The organism is Cyanobium sp. HWJ4-Hawea (assembly GCF_024345815.1).
Lineage (GTDB): Bacteria > Cyanobacteriota > Cyanobacteriia > PCC-6307 > Cyanobiaceae > Cyanobium_A.
Genome location: NZ_JAGQBV010000003.1, coordinates 37,571 through 53,548, shown reverse-complemented (window position 1 = coordinate 53,548; position 15,978 = coordinate 37,571). Strand labels below are relative to the sequence as shown.

Genomic DNA, 15,978 nt, shown 5'->3' with positions numbered 1-15,978 from the left:
CCCATGCTGCCCACCCGTGCCGCCGTGGTGGTGGCCGGCGGCGGGGCGGCGGGATTTATGGCCGCAATTGCCGCGGCCGAAGCCGGAGCTAGGGATGTCCATCTGCTGGAGGCGACCCCCGAACCCCTGGCCAAGGTGCGAATCAGTGGCGGTGGCCGCTGCAACGTCACCCATGCCTGTTGGGATCCCAGGGTTTTGGTGGGCCATTACCCCCGGGGATCCCAGGCCCTACGCGGCCCCTTTAGCCGTTTTGCCACGGGCGATGCCGTCGCCTGGTTTGACGACCACGGCCTGGAGCTGGTTGAGGAAGGCGATGGGCGGATGTTTCCCCGCTCCAATCGCTCGGAATCGGTAATTAAGACCCTGCGCCGGGCGGCCCAGTTGGCCGGGGTAGAGCTCCACCTCGGCACCGCCCTTCAAACGGCAGTGCCAATTGGCGCTCCTGGGGAGGGCTTTGAGCTGAAGCTGCGCTGTCCGGGGCCCGATGGTTCCCGCAGTGCGGCCATGCAGGCCGGTCAGCTTGTCTTGGCCACGGGTAGTCACCCAAGCGGCAGGCAGTTGGCCGCTGGCCTGGGCCACACCCTGGTGGCGCCCGTGCCCTCGCTGTTCACCCTGGCCCTCGCCGCTGACCCCCTGCGGCAGCTGGCGGGGGTGGCGATGGATCCGGTGGCAATGGAGCTGGAACTTTCCGCCGACTTGGCAACCGGCGATAGGGCAGTTGGCACAAAACGTTTTTGCCAACAGGGTCCGGTGCTGATTACCCACTGGGGCCTCAGTGGGCCGGCAACCCTGCGGCTGACGGCCTTTGCCGCCCGCGCCTTGAAGCAGGTGGGCTATCGCGCCGTCTTGAAGCTGGATTGGAGCGGCGGCCGCTCCCAGGCCCAGCTGGAGGGTTGGTTTGCCGAGGCCCGCAGCCACCAGGCCAAGCGCCAATTGACTAATTGGCGTCCCTGGCCCGAGCTGAGTCGCCGCCTTTGGGGGCATCTTTTGGTTCAGGTGGGGGCCGATCCAGAGCGGCGCTGGGCCGATCTCTCCAAGGTCCACCAGATCGGCCTGATTCAGGCCCTGCGGGCCAGCCGCTACGAAGTCACCGGCAGGGGACCCTTTGGTGAGGAGTTTGTAACCGCCGGTGGCGTGCCCTTGGCTGAATTGAGCTTGGCCACGATGGAAAGTCGGATTAGCAGCGGGCTTTATCTGGCCGGTGAGCTGCTCGATGTGGATGGAATCACCGGCGGATTCAACTTCCAACACTGCTGGAGTTCCGGTTGGCTGGCGGGACAGGCGATTGCCGCTCGCCAGGGCTACTTGATTTGATCAAAGATCGAAAACATCGGCAAATACATGGCCAGCAGGATCGATCCCACGATGCCTCCCACAACCACGATCATCGCCGGCTCCAGCATGGCCGTGAGGGCCTTTACGGCTGCCCCCACCTCGTCTTCATAGAAGTCGGCCACCTTTGAGAGCATGGTGTCCATTCCTCCGGTTTCTTCGCCAATGGCAAGCATGCTTAAGGCCATCTCTGGAAATACTTTTTTGCGCGATAGGGCCAGGCTGAGTGGCATCCCCTCCTGCACTTCGTTGCGGGAGGCTGTGATCGCATCGGCAATCAGGATGTTGCCAGCTATTTCACGCACTATTTCTAGGGAATAGAGGATCGGAACACCTGCCCGGGTTAGGGAGCTGAAGGCTCTGCAGAATTGGGCGGTGGCTGTTTTTTGCAGCAGATCTCCAAATAGGGGCAGTTTCAGTAGCCAGCCATCTATGCGGCGCCGGCCATGGGCGCTGGCGTAATAGCGGCTAAATAGCCAACCCCCCAGCAATAGGGCGGCAGCCGCAAAGATGGAAAAGATCGAGCGCAGCAGCTGGCTTAGGGTCACCATTAGTTGGGTGAATGGGGGCAGCTGGGCCCCTAAATCTTCGAAGATTCCTGAAAAGGTGGGGATTAAAAATATTGTCATACCTAGGAAAACTAAAACTGCAATTAAAAGCACCGCCATTGGATAGCCCAATGCCCCCTTGATTTGATTTTGCAATTTGGCGTTGTCTTCCAGCAGTTTGGCCAGGCGCTTTAGGGATTCATCCATTACCCCGCCGGCCTCGCCCGCTTCCACCATGGCAACCGTAAGCCGGTCAAATACCTGGGGCCATGCCCGCATCGCGGCTCCCAAGCTGCTGCCTTCGTTCACCTCACGGCAAAGGCTCACCAGGGACCGCTTGAACAGGGGCATTTTTTGCTGGGCTGCCAGCAAATCCAGGCTGCGCACGATGGGCACACCGGCATCCACCATGGCGGCCAATTTGTTGGCAAAGAGGGCCTTCTCCCTGATCCCAGGCCTGGCCTCAAGCAGTCTTTCAAGCTGCATAAAGCCGCCTGAGCTCCCTGAAATGTCAGGGCCTGGAGGTTGGGAGGCAGTTAGGAGCTCCAGTTGGCTGGCCCGGATTCCCCGCCGCCTCAGTTGCCTTTTGGCATCAAACCAATCAACCGCCTCAACCCGCAGTTGGCGGGGTTCGCCGTTTTTGCCGACGTAGGTACTTACAAAGCGCGCCACGGCCTAGGGGCGCTCCAGCAGCCTTTGTAGTTCCTCCGGTTTGCCGGTTTTGTTGAGGGCTTCCTCCAGGTTTACCGTGCCCGCCTGCACAAGGTTTGCCAGCGCCTTTTCCAGGGTTTGCATCGCAAATTGCCCTCCCGTTTGGATCTGGGAGTAGAGCTGGGCCGTTTTGCCCTCGCGAATCAGGTTGGCGATGGCGGGGGTGTTGACCATGATTTCCTGGGCCATCACCCTGCCCTGTTGCTCCGGCCCGGCCTGACTTCGCCGGCAAAGGGTTTGGCAGAACACCGCCACCAGGCTGTTGCTGAGTTGCACCCGAATTTGGGTCTGTTGGCTGGCGGGGAAGACATCCACCATCCGATCAACGGTTTGGGCGGCTGAGCTGGTGTGCAAGGTGCCGAGTACTAAATGGCCGGTTTCGGCAGCGCTGATGGCCAATTGGATGGTTTCCAGATCCCTCAGTTCTCCCACCAGGATTACGTCGGGGTCTTCCCGTAGGGCAGAGCGCAGGGCATTGGCAAAGCTGCGGGTGTCTTCGTTTACCTCCCTTTGGTGAATCAGGCTGCGGGCACTGGTGTAGGTGAACTCAATCGGATCTTCGATCGTCAGGATGTGTTCCACCCGGCTTTGATTGATGTGCTCAACCAGGGCCGCCAGAGTTGTGGTTTTGCCGGAGCCAGTGGGCCCTGTTACCAGCAGTAAACCCTTGGGTTTACGGGCCATGGCTTCGATCACCGGGGGCAGGCCCAGGGCTTCCAGGCTGGGAATCTGCTGACCCAGCGCCCTCAGGCAGGCGGCGTAGCCGCCCCGTTGGCGATATACGTTCACCCGGAAGCGCGAGACCCCCTCCAGTTCGTAGGAGCAGTCCAACTCCCAAGTTTGCTCCAGTTGTTTGCGCTGGGTGTTGTTAAGCAGCGCCAAGACCAGCCTGTTGCAGCTCTCCCCATCAAGGGCTTCTGCTGCCATGGCTTTGAGTTGGCCGTTGAAGCGTCCGTAGGGGGGTTGGCCCGCGCCCAGGTGCAGGTCGCTTCCGCCCGCCTGCACCAGCCTGGTCATTAGGTCTTCGAGATAAGGCTCCATCGCCCCTAGCTCCGCCGCAACTCAGTTCCTTGCGGTCAGACAGTAAGGACATTCCAGCCATTCGTCCCGCAGTCCCGCGCCGCAGCTGCCGCAACTCAAGGCGGCCAGGGAGCGGGCTCGAAGCTCCGATTCCAGGCCCGCATCGGTCAGCAACATCCGCTCCACCTCCTCCAGGGTGGTGTGGCCCTGGCGCACCAGGTCGAGGCCGTAGCCCAGCAGGGTTTTCATGCCGCTTTCCAGGGCCAGGCGCCGCAACGCATCGGTGCTGGAGCGTTTGGCCACGGCCGCGGCGATGGTTTCATTCATCCGCAGGATCTCGTAGACACCAATCCGTCCCCTGTAGCCATTGCCCAGGCAGTGGGGGCAGCTATCTGCCGTGGGGTTGCCCTGCTGAGCCCTGGCGGAGTGCTGAGCCCTGGCGGAGGTCTGGGCCCTGTAAAAGCTGACCGCTGTTTCATGGCTGGCCAGTAGGCCAAAGCGCCCCAGTTCCTCACTGCTGGGCTGGTAGGGGATTCGGCAATGGCGGCATACCCGTCTCAATAAACGCTGCGACACGATCCCCAATAGGGATGCGCTCACCATGAACGGCTCCACCCCCATCTCATCCAGGCGGGCGATGGCGCTGGCGGCGTCGTTGCAGTGCAGGGTGGTAAGCACCAGGTGGCCGGTCAGGGCAGCCTCCAGGGCCGTTTTGGCAGTTTCGGTATCCCGGGTTTCCCCCACCAGCAGCACGTCTGGGTCCTGGCGCATGAAGGCCCGCAGGGCGGTGCTGAAGTCGAAGCCCTTTTCGCGATTCACCTGGGTCTGGGTGATGCCCTGCAGGCAGTATTCGATCGGGTCTTCCACCGTCGAAATGTTGATGCCCGGCCCATTGCGCTCCGAGAGCAGGGCGTAGAGGGTGGTGGATTTCCCTGAGCCGGTGGGGCCTGTCACCAGGATCATGCCGAAGGGCTTGGAGCCCAGGGCCCGCAGGGCCAGGCGGGCATCGGGATCCGTGATCAGGCTGTCGAGCCCAAGCTGGGTGGCACCGCTATCTAGGAGCCTTAGACACACCTTCTCGCCGTGGCGACTGGGCAGGGTGCTCACTCGGAAATCCATGGTTCGGCCGCGGTAATTGCGCCGAATCCGGCCGTCCTGGGGCAGGCGCCGCTCGGAAATGTCCAGGTCGGCCATGATTTTCAGCCTGGAGGTGATGGCGGGCACCAGGTGTTTGGGCAGGTCATCCAGTTGCTTCTGGAGAACCCCATCGAGGCGAAAGCGGATTGCCAGACCTGCCTCCTGGGGCTCCACATGGATATCGCTGGCCCCACTCTCGAGGGCCTCGATCAGGATGCGATCCACCAGGCTCACCACTGGTGAACCGTGGTTGGCGGCTGAAGTTTCGAGATCCTCCGGATCACCCCCCTCCTGGAGGGCCCTGTCGGTTGCAGGCAGGGTGAGGCCCTCGGTGAGCGATCGGGTGCGGACCATCGGCGCAGGGGTTACTTGTTGCTCCAGGGCTCTGTTGATGTCCGCCGCCAAAGCGAGTTGGAATTGGGTTTCTTCGGCTGGCCGGCCCAGCTGGTGGAGGAGTTGCTGGCGCTGCTCGGGGCCCCAGTTGCAGGGAATGGCCACCTTCAGGATCTGGCCCTTTTGCTGCAGGGGCATGGCCCCCCAGCTCCGCCAGAACTCCAAACTGGCGCCCGCCCCCCCCAGGAGGGTTGCATCGGCCTGGCCCAGTTCCTCTGGGGTCAACACCGGTTTTTGCAGCAGCAGTTCCGCCTTCAGGCGCTGTTGCTCGAGGATGCGAGCTTCGGGTACGGAGCCGCCGGAGGGAAAAATCATCGGAACAAAAGGTGCGGGCTTCCGCCGCTTGTGGGAGGTGCCCATCTGCCTTCAACATGTCTAGATCTGATTTGTGCCCCCGTCAGCCATGAGCGGCGACTCCTCCATGAGCGGTGAGAGCAATTTCGAGGGCAGCCCCCAGGGCGCTCCAGAACAGGCTTTAGAGGGTGAAACCACCCCCCTTGCAGGCGAACAACCTGCTGCTGTTGACCCTGAACAACCAGGGGAAGAGCCAATTACCTCCCAGGAAACTGGCGAGAGCCCGGTCAATCTGGAGGCCGAGCTAGCCAGCCTTAGGGAGCAGAACGAAGCGCTCAACGGCCAGTACATGCGCCTGGCGGCTGATTTCGACAACTTCCGCAAGCGTCAGAGCCGGGATAGCGAGGACCAGCGCCTGCAGATCACCTGCACCACCCTCAGCGAAATCCTGCCGGTCGTCGACAACTTCGACCGGGCCCGCCAGCAGCTCAATCCCCAGCACGAGGAGGCCCAGGCCCTCCATCGCAGCTACCAGGGCCTCTACAAGCAGCTGGTGGATGTTTTTAAACAGCTCGGGGTTTCGCCGATGCGGGTTGAGGGCGAATCCTTTGATCCCAGCCTCCATGAGGCGGTTTTGCGGGAGCCCAGCGAAACCCATCCGGAGGATGTGGTGATCGAGGAATTGCAGCGGGGCTATCACCTAAATGGCCGGGTGCTGCGCCATGCCCTGGTCAAGGTGTCGATGGGTCCTGGGCCGGCAGACGGCCAATCCCCAGCTGCTGGGGCCGGTCCCGTGGACCACCAGGACGGCTGATGGCCGATTACTACGACCTGCTCGGAGTCGCCCGGGATTCCGACCCAGACACCCTCAAGCGGGCCTACCGGCGTCTGGCGCGCCAGTACCACCCCGATGTCAACAAGGACCCCGGTGCGGAAGACAAATTCAAGGAGGTGGGACGCGCCTATGAGGTGCTGAGCGATCCCCAAAGCCGGGCCCGTTATGACCAGTTTGGGGAAGCCGGCCTGGGCGGTGGCGGCGGTGCGCCCGACATGGGCGACATGGGCGGCTTTGCTGACCTGTTTGAAACTTTTTTCAGTGGCTTTGGTGGGGCCCAGCAGGCTGGTGCGGGACAGCGCCGTAGGGGCCCCCGCCAGGGCGATGACCTTCGGCTTGATCTGACGATCAGCTTTCAGGAGGCGGTCTTTGGAATCGAAAAGGAGGTGCAGATCCGCCACCTGGAGACCTGTGGCACCTGCCAGGGAACCGGCGCCAAGGCCGGCAGTGGTCCCACCAGCTGTGGCACCTGTGGGGGCCAGGGCCAGGTGCGCCGGGCCACCCGGACTCCCTTTGGGAACTTCACCCAGGTGGCCCCATGCCCCAGCTGCGAGGGCAGCGGTCAGGTGATTGCCGATCCCTGCGGAGCCTGTGGCGGCCAGGGTCTCCAGCAGGTGCGTAAAAAACTGCGGATCAATATTCCCGCCGGGGTAGATACCGGCACCCGGCTACGGGTAGCCAATGAGGGCAATGCGGGCCAAAGGGGCGGCCCGGCGGGCGATCTCTATGTGTTTTTGAGTGTGCAATCCCATGGCCAGCTGCGCCGTGATGGGATCAACATCGGCTCGGAGATCAACCTGAATTATCTCCAGGCGATTCTCGGCGACACCATCGAGGTGGAAACCGTGGATGGCCTCGAACAACTGCCGATTCCGGCTGGCACCCAACCCGGCGCCGTACTGACGCTCCAGGGCAAGGGGGTGCCGAAATTGGGCAATCCCGTGGCCCGGGGCAACCACCTCTTTAGCGTCAAGGTGCTGTTGCCCACCAAGCTCAACTCTGAGGAGCGGGAGTTGTTGCAGCAACTGGCAGGTCACCACAGCAACAAGGGCCAAAAGCATCCCCATAAAAGTGGGCTTTTTGGCGGTTTGTTCGGCTAGTGGGGGTAAGCCCTGCTGTAAGGCTGGATTTGCGGGGCACGCCCTGCCCGATGAACTTCATTCGCACCCGCCTGGCCCTCGAAAAAATCCCCGTCGGCGCCCTATTGGAAGTGGATCTCGACCGGGGTGAGCCGGAACAAACGGTGGCTGAAGGTCTCCGCGGCGAAGGCCATGCCCTTAGCGCCCTGCCCCATCCCAGCGATGGCTCCGCCGTGCGTCTGTTGATTACCCGCCATGGCGGCTGAGGGGCTGCCGGGTTTGGTGGTGGCCCTGGTGGCCAATTTTTGTTGGGTGCAATTGGATCAACAGGGCCCAGGCGGGGTGGAACGGCTGCTCTGCACGCGCCGCACCAGGCTGGCCAAGGGGGGGCAAACGGTCTGGGTGGGGGATCGGGTGAGGGTGGAGGGTATCGACTGGGTGCAGGCCCGTGCTGCGGTGTCTGCGGTGGATCCGCGGCGCTCCCTGCTGCAGCGCCCGGCCGTGGCAAATGTGAACCGGGTGGTGGTGGTGGTGGCCATGGCGGAGCCGGCCCTGGATCCCTTTCAGCTCTGTCGCTTTTTGATCACTGCTGAGGCCAGTGGCCAGGAGGTGCTGTTGGTGCTTTCCAAGGCGGATTTAGTGCCCCCCCAGGAGTTGGCTGGCTGGCTGGCACGGATTAGCTCTTGGGGCTATGGGGTCCAAGCGATCTCCACCCATTCAGGTGCGGGCCTGCCGGAGTTGCGGGCGCTGTTGGCAAAGCCTGGAATCAGCGTCTTGAGTGGCCCCTCTGGGGTTGGTAAGAGCAGCCTGCTCAATTGCCTGAAGCCTGATTTGGAGTTGCGGGTCGGGGCAGTTTCTGGACGCCTGCAGCGGGGTCGGCATACCACCCGCCACGTGGAACTCTTTGCATTGGCGCCTGGGGCGTTGGTGGCCGATACCCCCGGTTTCAACCGACCCGAATGGCCCTCAGATCCCTCGGCCTTGGCAGCTCTGTTTCCAGAGTTGCGCCAGGGCCTGGCCCTGGGTGAATGCCGCTTCAGTAATTGTTTGCACCAGGGTGATCCCGGCTGCGCGATCGGCACAGATTGGGACCGCTACGGCCTCTACGGCCAGTGCTTGGCTGAGGTGATCGCGGTGTCGGAGCGGCTGGCAGTGGCCACGGTTAGGCCCCAGCCCGGCCTCAGGCAGCGGGGCGGGCGCCTGGAGCTCCGGTTGGATCCCAGCCTGCGGCAGGCCTCCAGGCGGCGCCAGCGCCAGGGTGAACCGGAGGCGGATTAACCGCCCAGGCCCGGCAGGTTCAAATTGAGACCACCGGTGAGCTCTTCCATGCGCCCTTTCATCGTGCCGGTGGATTCGGCGTAGGCGGCCTTTAGGGCCTCCAGGACGGCGGCCTCGGCCGTCTCCTGGCCCTCCGCCAATAGGGCTGGATCCAGCCGCACCTTGAGGGGTTGCTGGTTGCCCGATAGCCAGACGCTGGCGCGGCCATCGCTGCTTTGACCCTCCAGCTCCATGGCATCGAGCTCCTCCTGGAGCTTTTGGGCGTTTTGCTGCAGTTCTTGGGCCTTTTTGAAGGCTTCGGTCAGCTGGCCAAAATTGGGTAGTCCGAAGCCAGCCATATGGGGTGTGTTGTTGGTTGCAGGCTAATCGCCCAGGCGCCTCACCTCGGTGTGCAGGCGCATGCCATGGGCCAACTGCACCTGGTCCTGAACTTCGGCAATCAGGGCCTCGATATCTGCGGCCGTGGCGCCACCGCTGTTGACGATGAAATTGGCGTGCATGGGTGAAATTTGGGCCCCACCCACCTGGCGGCCTTTGAGCCCAAGGGCCTCAATCAATTGCCCCGCCTTGTGGGGTTCGGGGTTGCGAAAAACGCTGCCGCAACTGGGCTGTTGATAGGGCTGGCTGCTGGTGCGGCTGTGCAAATTGGCGCTGGTACGCGCCGTAATTGCAGCTGGGTCATGGCCGCTTTCAAGTTGAAAGCGGGCCGAAAGCACAATCCATGGTTCCTGTTGCAGAAGGCTCTGCCTGTATCCGAAGGCGAGTTCAGCGGCAAGTAACTCGATTGGTTTTTCTGGTTGAAGGGGATTGAGAAGCGTCACTGAATGCAGCCATTCGGCCGTGCATCCCCCTTGGGCGCCGGCGTTCATCACCACCGCCCCACCAACCGTGCCTGGGATGCCCACGGCCCACTCCAGGCCGCTGAGGCCGGCCCGGGCGGCCTTGCGGGCCAGGGTTGGGATCGGCTCGCCAGCTTCGGCCTCCACCAATCCGCTCGAGCCATCCAGCTGGCTGCCCTGGAGGCGGCGATGGCAAAGGGTGAGGCCCCCCAAGCCCCCATCGGCGATCAGCAGGTTGGAGCCTGCCCCGATGCAATGCAAGGGAAGCTTTTGCAGTTGGGCCCAACGGACCAGGGCCCATAGCTCCGCCCCGGTTGCCGGTTCGCCAAACCATTGCGCCTCACCCCCCACTTTCCAGGTGGTGAAGGCATCCAAGCGGACGGCCCGCTGCAGGCCCAGGGGCGGGTGGTTAGGCAAGGCCGCCAAGGCCCTAGGCCGCCATGGCCACGTTGGTGGCCTGCTCGCTGGGCAACTTGACCTTCAGAAGCCGGTCCCAGAGGTTGTTCACATCGCCTGCCCCCATGGCCAGCACCAGGTCGCCGGCCAGGCTGATCTCGGCCACCAGCTGGGCCAATTCCTTAATGCTGCCGGCAACGTGCACCTGGCTCTTGGGCGCCAACTTCTTAATTGATTGGCCCAGGGCCGCACTGCTGATCCCCGGAATCGGGGCCTCACCGGCGCCATAAAGGGGGGCGATTAGGACGAGGTCCGCCTGGCTGAGGGCCTGGGCAAAACCCTCGAGGAATTGGGCGGTGCGGCTGTAGCGGTGGGGCTGGAACACGGCCACCAGCCGCTTCGGATTAATCGGCAGGGTGCTGCGGCCACTGCTGAGCATCAACTGGGCCATTGCCAGGGTGGCGGCCACCTCGCTGGGGTGGTGGGCGTAGTCGTCCACGATTAGGCGGCCGTGCCAATCGCCGCGGAAATCAAAGCGCCTGCCTGGCGGCTTAAGGGCGGCTACGGCCAGCCGCAATTCAGCAAAGGAAACCCCCACCAGGCGGCAGGCCGCCATGGCTGCCGTGGCGTTGCTGAGGTTGTGGCGTCCCGGCAGGGGCAGCTCAAAGGAGCCGACCTTTTCGCCCTTTTCATAGAAGTCGGCACTGGTGCCATCGCCGCGCTCATCGGTGGCGATGGCGGCGAAGCTCACCTGGGCGGGATTTTCGTTTGACCACCAGTGGCGGGCCTTGAAGTGCTCCTTCAGTACCGGGCAATCCCTATTGGCCAGGAGCCCCTTGGAGCGCTTGGCAAAGCGCTGCAGGGTGCTGATCAGGGCCTCCAGGTTTGGGTAGTGGTCGGTGTGATCGAGCTCCACATTGGTAAGGACCCCCCATTCGGGTTGAAATTTCACCAGGGAGCCATCCGATTCATCGGCCTCGGCCACCAAAAGCCGGCCAGCTCCAGAACGCCCATTGCTGCCAAAGGCGGGAACGATCCCGCCAATTACGGCGGTGGGATCGTGGTTGGTGGCCGCCAGCAGGGTGGCGATCAGGGTGCTGGTGGTGGTTTTGCCGTGGCTACCTGCCACAGCAATGGAAGGTTGGGCATTGATCAGTGCGGCCAACACATCCGATCGATGGCAGATGCTCAGGCCCAGGCGCCGGGCTTCCCGCAGTTCGGGGTTCGTTTCCGGTACGGCCGAACTGATTACCACCAGTGGTTGGCGGGAGGTGCCGCTGCGGATTGCGGCCACCGTGGCAGCGCTTTGCTGCCGGAAAACCCGCACCCCATTGCGTCGCAGGTTGTCGAGAACTTCGTTGTCGCGGGCATCGGAGCCGCTGACGACAAAGCCCCTGAGGGCAAGGATTTCGGCTATGGCTGACATGCCGATGCCACCAACACCGATGAAGTGGACAGGCTGGTGGCGATCAAGCAACGGGGCCAAGGGCAACTCCAATCCGGGATGGTGGCCAGTCTGAAATTAGGCCGGCGGGGCCCAGAACTCTGCAAAGAGTTGCTGCGCGTTTTGGCATGGTCCTGCCTGATCGCCTCCGCCGCAAGAGGGTTCGGCAAAACTGTTTCTGTATGATCTGCAGCCAAAACCCCTCTTCTCGCGGCTTTGCTGCGGTTTGCCATGACCTTGCGCGTTGCAATTAACGGATTCGGACGAATCGGACGCAACTTCATGCGCTGCTGGCTTAGTAGAGGCGCAGACACAAACATTGAGATTGTTGGTCTCAATGGTTCGGGCGATATGAAAACTAATGCCCACCTGCTCAAGTACGACACCATGCTTGGCCCCCTCCGCAATGCGGAGGTGACCTATACCGAAGACACAATTATTGTCAACGGAAAAGAGATCAAGACCTTCTGCGATCGCAACCCAGCCAACCTGCCCTGGAAGGAGTGGGGCGTGGATTTGGTAATTGAGTCAACCGGCGTTTTCAACGACGATGTTGGAGCCAGCAAGCACTTTGAGGCTGGTGCCAAGAAGGTCATTCTCACGGCCCCCGGCAAGGGCGCAAAGGTTGGAACCTTTGTGGTGGGTGTTAACGCTGACCAGTACCGCCATGAAGATTGGGACATCCTCAGCAACGCCAGCTGCACCACCAACTGCATGGCCCCGGTGGTGAAGGTGCTGGATCAGGAGTTCGGCATCGTCAAGGGCACCATGACGACCACCCACAGCTACACCGGTGACCAGCGCATCCTGGATTCCGCCCACCGCGACCTGCGCCGGGCAAGGGCCGCAGCCGTCAACATTGTGCCCACCAGCACCGGTGCTGCCCAGGCAGTTGCCTTGGTCTATCCGCCGATGAAGGGCAAGTTGAGTGGCATCGCCATGCGCGTTCCGACCCCCAACGTTTCCGTCGTTGACATCGTGCTCGACATCAGCCGCGACACGACCAAAGAAGAGGTAAATGCCCTGCTCAAGGCCTCTTCCGAGGGCTCGATGAAGGGCATCATCAAGTACTGCGATTTGCCCCTGGTATCAAGCGACCACGCCGGCACCGATGAGAGCACCATCATCGACTCCGAACTCACCCTGGTGATGGGCGGCAACATGCTGAAGGTGATCTGCTGGTACGACAACGAGTGGGGCTACAGCCAGCGCGTTGTTGATCTCGCTGAGATAGTTGCCAAACAATGGAAGTGATCTTCCAGGCCGCCCCGAACGGGGCGGTTTTTTATGTCTATTTGCCTAGTCCCGATGGGGTTAGGCGTGGGGCTGGAGGTTTGATCCACCCTCGACAACCTTGGCTTTGACGATGCCGTCATCGGCCGTGAGCTCTTCGAGCACATCAAAGCCATCCACCACGTAGCCAAAGGCGGCATAGCGCCCATCGATCAGGTTTAGGCCGGCCGGAGTTAGTTCTGGCTCAAATAGAAAGAGGAAGAACTGGGATGAGCCATCGGCAAGCCCCTCGTCGGAGTGGGCCCAGCCCAGGGTTCCCTTGGTGGAGAAGGGCAGTTCCGGCGCTGCCTTGAACATGCCCAGGTCTTCGAATGTCTGGTTGTAGAAGGGGGTTTCCTGGCCCGGCACCTTGATTTCTAGTGGCACCTTGCGCTCCAGCTTGGTTTGGGGATCGATAAAGCCCTCTTCGGGGCCCTTGGGGTCCCCCGTTTGCAGGACGTAGAAGTCTTCGGCCCTGATGAAGGGCAGCCCGTCATAGAAACCCCGCTGCACCAGGTCCACAAAGGCGCCAGCAGTCAGGGGGGCGTTGTAGCCGTCCACCACGGCGGTCAGATCGCCTTTGGTGGTGGTGAGTTGCACGGTGGCGCGGCCCAGCAGCCTGGGCAGGTCGTCGTATTCGGCTGGAAGGGTATAGGGGAAGGGACCGACCAACAGGTCTTCGGCTGTGCCAATCGTGGTTAGGGCAGTGCGGCGAGCTTCTAGAAAGCGGTCGCGGTCCTGGGCTTCGGCGGCGGCGGCCAGGGTTTGTAGCTGTCCATTGAGCTGGCCCAGCAGCTCCTCAGCTGTGACGTGGTCCTGTTGCTTAAAGCTGGCCAGGATCGGGCCCTGGCGGGTGGTCAGCAGCGCTTGGCTCTTGCGAACGGAGTTTTCTAGGGCCGGCCAGCGCTTGGCCCGTAGATCGTCGCTGGTGCCCTCAATTTTGTGTTGGAGGTTCTGCAGATCTGGGGCATCGATCGGCAGGGCGTTGCGCAGCAGGGCTGCTGGATCGGTCACCGCATTGCCCTGGGGCAGCGCGGCCCAGGCAGGTGGCAGGGCCACCAGTAATCCGAGCAATAGGGACATTGCCCAGGCCCACCAGTTTTGGCCTTTTGCCATGCCCTTTTGTGTCGCTGCCTGGACTTTGGCATAACGAAACCGTCCATTGTTGGGAGCTGGCTGGGGCTGCCCCTGTAGCCAGCCGTACAATCCGCCAGATCCGAACCGCCGGAATGATCTCCAGCAACGACTTTCGTACGGGCACCACGATTGAGCTGGATGGCCAGGTCTGGCGTGTCGTTGAATTTCTGCACGTAAAACCCGGCAAGGGTTCTGCTTTTGTGCGCACCAAGCTCAAGGCGGTGCAAAGCGGCAACGTGGTGGAGAAGACTTTCCGGGCTGGCGAGACCATGCCCCAGGCGGTGCTCGAGAAGGCCACCCTCCAGCACACCTACATGGAGGGTGATGACTACGTCTTTATGGACATGGCTTCCTACGAGGAGACCCGTCTGACCGCTAAACAAATTGGCGATACCCGCAAGTACCTCAATGAGGGCATGGAGGTCAGCGTCATCTACTGGAATGGCAAGCCCCTGGAGGTGGAACTGCCCAATTCCGTGGTGCTGCAGATAACCCAGACCGACCCTGGGGTTAAGGGTGATACGGCCACAGGTGGCACCAAGCCCGCCATTGTGGAGACAGGTGCCCAGGTGATGGTTCCCCTGTTCCTATCGATTGGCGAGAGGATCAAGATTGATACCCGCACCGATAGCTACCTGGGTAGGGAGAACTGATCGCCATGCAGTTAAGTCACGACCAACTCCGCCAGCTCCTCGACCTGATTGGCGAGAGCGACATCCAGGAACTGAAGCTTGAGGGCGACGATTTCCGCCTCGAGGTGCGCCGCAATCTGCCTGGGGCAGCCCCTGTGGCCATGGTCCAGGCCGCCCCAATGGCTGCTGCGATGCAGATGGCACCAGCCGCTGGGGGCCTGCCGGCGACGCCCTCCCCGCCACCCCCGGCCGCTGCAGCTAGCCGCACTGACCTCTTGGAGATCACGGCCCCGATGGTCGCGACCTTCTACCGCTCCTCGGCCCCCGGAGAGGCCCCCTTTATCGAAGTGGGCTCCCGCATCAGCGTGGGTCAAACAATCTGCATCCTTGAGGCGATGAAGCTCATGAATGAGCTCGAAGCCGAAGTGGGTGGAGAGGTGGCGGAAATACTGGTGGAAAATGGCACCCCAGTCGAATTTGGCCAGGTTTTGATGCGGGTCAAGCCCGGCTGAGTTCCCCGGCGGTTTCGATGGCCGCCGCCATGCTCAAGGCCCGGGCGGCGCCCATGCCGGCGATCCCAAATCCCGTGCCGTGGTCTGGTGAGGTCCGCAGAAAAGGCAGCCCCAGGGTGGTGTTCACGGCGGCGTCGAAGGCCAGCAGTTTCACCGGGATCAGGCCTTGGTCGTGATAAAGGGCCAGATAGCCGTTTGGGCCAGGGGCGGAGCTTCTCCAGGCCTCCGCAGCCCCAAGCCAGCAGGTGTCTGGCGGTAGGGGTCCCTCCAGGCGAACCTCTGGATGGGCCCGTTGCCAGCTAGCCAAGCTGGCTTCCAGCCACTCGCTTTCCTCCAGGCCCAGTTGGCCCCCTTCGCCGGCATGGGGATTTAGCCCCGCTACCAGCAGATGGGGGCGGGCCGTAAAGCGCCGGCAAAACCCGTTCAGCAGATCGAGTTTGGCTTGCACGAGCTCCCCATTCAGCTGGCGGGGCACCTCGGCTAGGGGGATGTGGGTGGTGGCGAGCAGGGTGTTCATGCGCCAGTGGCCGCCGGGGGCTTTGGCGGTGAAGAGCATCGAGGCATGGGCGCAGCCGGCCAATTCGGCCAGGCGCTCGGTTTGGCCTGGATAACGGTGGCCTGCGGCATGCCAGCTGGCCTTACAGATTGGAGCGGTCACCAATGCCTGGCATTGGCCCTTTTGCACCACTTGGGTGGCGGCGGTGAGCCAGAGAAAGCTGTCATGGCCGCTGGCGGTGGTTCCCTGCCCTGGCTTGACCGGTTCTGTCAGGGGTAGGTCCAACATCTCCAGCTGGGCCGGATCTACTAGGGGTTCGGGGCTGATTTGCCGCAGCATTTCGTACTGACCTTCAAGCCAGCGGCGGCAGCCCACCAGCAGGGGGGGCTGTTCGCTTGCCGCCCCCTGGGCGAGGGCCTTGAGGGTCACTTCCGCCCCAATGCCGGCGGGATCACCGAGGGCAATGGCCAGGCGCCGTTGCTTGGGGTTGGATGGGGCCTGGCTCAAGCTTTTGCCCATGCTGCGCTGGTTGGTGATCGGCTTGCTGTTGTTTGGCCTGGGAACGGGCCTGCGTCAGGGTTGGATTGTGCTGCGTTGGGGTCGCATGCTCCAAGAATTGGGCT

16 protein-coding genes are annotated in these 15,978 nt (G+C 62.5%); 8 read left to right on the top strand and 8 right to left on the bottom strand.

Translation table 11 applies throughout. The features are described 5' to 3' along the window. The first annotated feature begins 3 nt into the window (after nt 1-3). The gene (locus tag KBY58_RS01495; RefSeq protein ID WP_255002533.1) at nt 4-1,314 is read left to right on the top strand and encodes an NAD(P)/FAD-dependent oxidoreductase; all 1,311 of its coding nucleotides are present in this window, start codon (nt 4-6) and stop codon (nt 1,312-1,314) included. On the opposite strand, the gene KBY58_RS01490 is transcribed toward KBY58_RS01495, so the two are convergent. The 3 genes from KBY58_RS01490 to KBY58_RS01480 are packed head-to-tail and all read right to left on the bottom strand — an operon-like array spanning nt 1,302 to nt 5,456. Further along, nucleotides 1,302-2,552, bottom strand: a complete 1,251-nt coding sequence (locus KBY58_RS01490; protein WP_255002466.1) for a type II secretion system F family protein — start codon at nt 2,550-2,552, stop codon at nt 1,302-1,304. The two genes, KBY58_RS01495 and KBY58_RS01490, sit on opposite strands and share 13 nt — an antisense overlap. Nucleotides 2,553-2,555: 3 nt before the next feature. After that, a complete protein-coding gene (locus KBY58_RS01485; protein ID WP_255002463.1) occupies nt 2,556-3,632 on the bottom strand; it encodes a type IV pilus twitching motility protein PilT in 1,077 nt (358 codons plus the stop codon). A 21-nt stretch (nt 3,633-3,653) separates the two neighbouring features. Then, nucleotides 3,654-5,456, bottom strand: a complete 1,803-nt coding sequence (locus tag KBY58_RS01480; protein WP_255002461.1) for a GspE/PulE family protein — start codon at nt 5,454-5,456, stop codon at nt 3,654-3,656. Between the two features lie 106 nt (nt 5,457-5,562). Between KBY58_RS01480 and grpE the strand changes: the two genes are divergently transcribed. Genes grpE through rsgA form a run of 4 tightly spaced genes read left to right on the top strand, consistent with a single transcriptional unit; the run spans nt 5,563 to nt 8,627 of the window. Beyond that, on the top strand, nt 5,563-6,249 hold the full coding sequence (grpE, locus tag KBY58_RS01475) for a nucleotide exchange factor GrpE (protein WP_254934317.1): 687 nt from the start codon (nt 5,563-5,565) through the stop codon (nt 6,247-6,249). Further along, on the top strand, nt 6,249-7,370 hold the full coding sequence (gene dnaJ, locus KBY58_RS01470; RefSeq protein ID WP_255002460.1) for a molecular chaperone DnaJ: 1,122 nt from the start codon (nt 6,249-6,251) through the stop codon (nt 7,368-7,370). Before grpE ends, dnaJ begins: the two co-directional genes overlap by 1 nt. Further along, the gene (locus KBY58_RS01465; RefSeq protein ID WP_255002459.1) at nt 7,370-7,615 is read left to right on the top strand and encodes a sulfurtransferase TusA family protein; all 246 of its coding nucleotides are present in this window, start codon (nt 7,370-7,372) and stop codon (nt 7,613-7,615) included. Before dnaJ ends, KBY58_RS01465 begins: the two co-directional genes overlap by 1 nt. Then, complete coding sequence (rsgA, locus tag KBY58_RS01460) at nt 7,605-8,627, top strand: ribosome small subunit-dependent GTPase A (RefSeq protein ID WP_255002458.1); 1,023 nt, start codon at nt 7,605-7,607, stop codon at nt 8,625-8,627. Before KBY58_RS01465 ends, rsgA begins: the two co-directional genes overlap by 11 nt. Here the strand turns inward: rsgA and KBY58_RS01455 are convergent. From KBY58_RS01455 to murC, 3 genes are read right to left on the bottom strand one after another with little or no spacing between them, the layout of a single operon-like run. Then, nucleotides 8,624-8,965: a YbaB/EbfC family nucleoid-associated protein gene (locus KBY58_RS01455; protein WP_255002456.1), complete on the bottom strand. Its 342-nt coding sequence runs from the start codon at nt 8,963-8,965 to the stop codon at nt 8,624-8,626. The two genes, rsgA and KBY58_RS01455, sit on opposite strands and share 4 nt — an antisense overlap. Nucleotides 8,966-8,989: 24 nt before the next feature. Continuing rightward, on the bottom strand, nt 8,990-9,892 hold the full coding sequence (gene murB, locus KBY58_RS01450; protein WP_255002455.1) for a UDP-N-acetylmuramate dehydrogenase: 903 nt from the start codon (nt 9,890-9,892) through the stop codon (nt 8,990-8,992). Between the two features lie 4 nt (nt 9,893-9,896). Beyond that, on the bottom strand, nt 9,897-11,348 hold the full coding sequence (gene murC / locus KBY58_RS01445; RefSeq protein WP_255002453.1) for a UDP-N-acetylmuramate--L-alanine ligase: 1,452 nt from the start codon (nt 11,346-11,348) through the stop codon (nt 9,897-9,899). Nucleotides 11,349-11,537: 189 nt separating this feature from the next. Between murC and gap the strand changes: the two genes are divergently transcribed. Continuing rightward, nucleotides 11,538-12,560 (top strand): type I glyceraldehyde-3-phosphate dehydrogenase, encoded by a 1,023-nt coding sequence (gap, locus tag KBY58_RS01440; protein ID WP_254934323.1) that lies wholly within the window; start codon nt 11,538-11,540, stop codon nt 12,558-12,560. A 60-nt stretch (nt 12,561-12,620) separates the two neighbouring features. Here gap and KBY58_RS01435 read toward each other — a convergent pair whose 3' ends face one another. Then, the gene (locus KBY58_RS01435; protein ID WP_255002451.1) at nt 12,621-13,661 is read right to left on the bottom strand and encodes a peptidylprolyl isomerase; all 1,041 of its coding nucleotides are present in this window, start codon (nt 13,659-13,661) and stop codon (nt 12,621-12,623) included. Between the two features lie 146 nt (nt 13,662-13,807). On the opposite strand from KBY58_RS01435, the gene efp reads away from it, so the two are divergent. Next, nucleotides 13,808-14,368: an elongation factor P gene (gene efp / locus KBY58_RS01430; RefSeq protein WP_254934325.1), complete on the top strand. Its 561-nt coding sequence runs from the start codon at nt 13,808-13,810 to the stop codon at nt 14,366-14,368. A 5-nt stretch (nt 14,369-14,373) separates the two neighbouring features. Next, complete coding sequence (gene accB, locus KBY58_RS01425; protein WP_255002450.1) at nt 14,374-14,859, top strand: acetyl-CoA carboxylase biotin carboxyl carrier protein; 486 nt, start codon at nt 14,374-14,376, stop codon at nt 14,857-14,859. Here accB and pdxA read toward each other — a convergent pair. After that, on the bottom strand, nt 14,846-15,874 hold the full coding sequence (pdxA, locus tag KBY58_RS01420) for a 4-hydroxythreonine-4-phosphate dehydrogenase PdxA (protein ID WP_255002449.1): 1,029 nt from the start codon (nt 15,872-15,874) through the stop codon (nt 14,846-14,848). The two genes, accB and pdxA, sit on opposite strands and share 14 nt — an antisense overlap. Nucleotides 15,875-15,978 lie beyond the last annotated feature (104 nt).

Coding starts and splice junctions, on each gene's coding strand:
- KBY58_RS01495 (WP_255002533.1), top strand. CDS start 4: ATGCTGCCCACCCGTGCCGCCGTGGTGGTGGCCGGCGGCGGGGCGGCG.
- KBY58_RS01485 (WP_255002463.1), bottom strand. CDS start 3,632: ATGGAGCCTTATCTCGAAGACCTAATGACCAGGCTGGTGCAGGCGGGC.
- KBY58_RS01480 (WP_255002461.1), bottom strand. CDS start 5,456: ATGATTTTTCCCTCCGGCGGCTCCGTACCCGAAGCTCGCATCCTCGAG.
- grpE (WP_254934317.1), top strand. CDS start 5,563: ATGAGCGGTGAGAGCAATTTCGAGGGCAGCCCCCAGGGCGCTCCAGAA.
- dnaJ (WP_255002460.1), top strand. CDS start 6,249: ATGGCCGATTACTACGACCTGCTCGGAGTCGCCCGGGATTCCGACCCA.
- rsgA (WP_255002458.1), top strand. CDS start 7,605: ATGGCGGCTGAGGGGCTGCCGGGTTTGGTGGTGGCCCTGGTGGCCAAT.
- KBY58_RS01455 (WP_255002456.1), bottom strand. CDS start 8,965: ATGGCTGGCTTCGGACTACCCAATTTTGGCCAGCTGACCGAAGCCTTC.
- gap (WP_254934323.1), top strand. CDS start 11,538: ATGACCTTGCGCGTTGCAATTAACGGATTCGGACGAATCGGACGCAAC.
- KBY58_RS01435 (WP_255002451.1), bottom strand. CDS start 13,661: ATGTCCCTATTGCTCGGATTACTGGTGGCCCTGCCACCTGCCTGGGCC.
- efp (WP_254934325.1), top strand. CDS start 13,808: ATGATCTCCAGCAACGACTTTCGTACGGGCACCACGATTGAGCTGGAT.
- accB (WP_255002450.1), top strand. CDS start 14,374: ATGCAGTTAAGTCACGACCAACTCCGCCAGCTCCTCGACCTGATTGGC.
- pdxA (WP_255002449.1), bottom strand. CDS start 15,874: ATGGGCAAAAGCTTGAGCCAGGCCCCATCCAACCCCAAGCAACGGCGC.